This is a genomic window from Flavobacterium sp., from assembly GCF_029242675.1.
Lineage (GTDB): Bacteria > Bacteroidota > Bacteroidia > Flavobacteriales > Flavobacteriaceae > Flavobacterium.
In genome coordinates this window covers 1-1907 of record NZ_JAQWTM010000003.1, presented here as the reverse complement: position 1 = coordinate 1907, position 1907 = coordinate 1, and the positions used below count along the sequence as shown (strand labels likewise).

Genomic DNA, 1907 nt, shown 5'->3' with positions numbered 1-1907 from the left:
CACGTATTTTATAGGTTTGCTTACAATTGATTTTTTTCCTTTTCGTAGAATTGTGTAGACCCCATTTTTCTCAGTGATAGTGCTGCTATCGTAAGCTTTGTTGTTTTTTTGTGAGATATAAATGCTTGATTGTAAAACATTATTTTTAAAAACGCCAATAAATGAGGTGCTTATTGTTGTTTTCCCTAAAAGAGAAATTACAGATTTACTATTAAGTTTATAGGTTGTTGTAGGTTCTTCAATCAATTTCGAAACAGTTAATTCACCAATAATATTTCCATTGACCGAAATATCATAAATGTGTTCCTGGTTTTGTGCATTAGTAAAAACGCAAAAGAATAATAAGACTAGCGTGTGTAAATACTTCATGAAAAACTATATTATATTCTTGACAATTTACTTCTTGACAAGTTGTTTTGGTATAACAATTTTACTTTGGAGCTAACCGTTACTTGAAGTACATTATAAAAAGTGATAGAAAGCTGTGTTTATTCTTTCGATAAAAAAGTAATATCTTCAATTAATTTTTGAATATCCTCTTTCTTAGTTCCGTCATAAAAACCGCGAACTCTTCTTTTAGTGTCTACTAAAACAAGGTTCTCAGTGTGTACCATATCATATAACTCTTCTGGTTTTCCTAGTTTCACGGCCAAGTATGATTTTCTAGCCATGGTGTAAATTTCTTTTTTATCACCAGTAACCAGGTTCCACTTTTTATCGTCGATGTCGTATTTTTTGGCATAAGCCTTAAGAACCGCAACATTATCATTCTCTGGAAAAACAGTATGCGACAAGAGCATAACTTTTGGATTGTCCTTGATTGCTTCTTGAACATCAAATAAGTTGGCTGTCATCTTTGGACAAATTGAGTTGCAAGTCGTAAAAAAGAAATCGGCAACATATATCTTGCCCTCATAATCTTTTTGAGTGACGGTCTTCCCATTTTGATTGGTGAAGGAAAAGTCAGCAATAGTATGGTATTTGCTAATGTATTGTACGGTGCTGTCGACTAATTCAGGATTGATATCACTAGGATTGAAAATAGGTAGTGTCTTTTCAGGTTTCAAAGCTGTATAGAACAAGAACAAGGTGATGATTGAAAATATAACGAAAACACCGATGAAAATACGGTACTTTTTAAGGATAGATTTCATATAAGATTAATTTGTACAAAAATACAAAACTGAATGTTTTATGAGGACATTTACACCCTTAGAATTTCGTTAATAATTTTATCATTAATTAGAAGTTTTATCAATAGCTTTGTAAAACTAAACAAATAAATTATAAACATGAAATTTAATTATAATAAGCCATTGCTTTTTGTGATTCCTGCAATCATAGGGTTTACAGAGATGCAAGCACAAAAAAAGGAAGTGACCGTTGAGCCAGGAATTAACACTACCTTCTTTGATAATACGGTGAAGCCGTCAGACAATTTTTTTAGGTATGTCAATGGAACTTGGTTGGACAAAACTGAAATCCCTAGTGATAGAACTTCGTGGGGAAGTTTTAACGAATTACTTAAAAAGACAGATGCTGATGCTTTGGCAATTTTGAAGGAAGCTTCTAAAAACCCAAAATACAAATCCGATACTGATCAGGGGAAGGCGATTAATTTGTACAGCACTATTCTAGATACAGTAGCTAGAAACAAGCAAGGTATTACGCCTTTAAAACCGTACTTAGCTAAGATTGATAAGGTTAAAAACGTTGAAGATTTACAAAAGCTGTTAATCGAAATGGAACCTATCGGTGGAATAGGTTTTTTTGGTGTTGGAGTAGGAGCTGATGATAAAAACAGTGATAAAAACTCTCTAAACCTTGGTGTAAGCGGATTGGGATTGCCTGATAAAGATTATTACACATCTGAAGAAAAAGACACAAAAGAAAAAAGAGAAAAATAC

Annotated in this window: 2 protein-coding genes and 1 pseudogene; 1 reads left to right on the top strand and 2 read right to left on the bottom strand. The window is 32.6% G+C overall.

All coding sequences use genetic code 11. The annotated features are described in order from the left end of the window. Together P8M54_RS00100 and P8M54_RS00095 are read right to left on the bottom strand one after the other, a co-directional pair. A partial coding sequence (locus tag P8M54_RS00100; RefSeq protein WP_300283647.1) for a DUF6134 family protein occupies positions 1-369 on the bottom strand: 369 nt, incomplete at its 3' end. A 119-nt stretch (positions 370-488) separates the two neighbouring features. Further along, a complete protein-coding gene (locus P8M54_RS00095; protein WP_300283645.1) occupies positions 489-1154 on the bottom strand; it encodes an SCO family protein in 666 nt (221 codons plus the stop codon). A gap of 138 nt (positions 1155-1292) precedes the next feature. Here P8M54_RS00095 and P8M54_RS00090 point away from each other — a divergent pair. After that, positions 1293-1907 (top strand): annotated as a pseudogene (locus tag P8M54_RS00090) (M13 family peptidase); the annotation flags it as partial.

Coding starts and splice junctions, on each gene's coding strand:
- P8M54_RS00095 (WP_300283645.1), bottom strand. CDS start 1,154: ATGAAATCTATCCTTAAAAAGTACCGTATTTTCATCGGTGTTTTCGTT.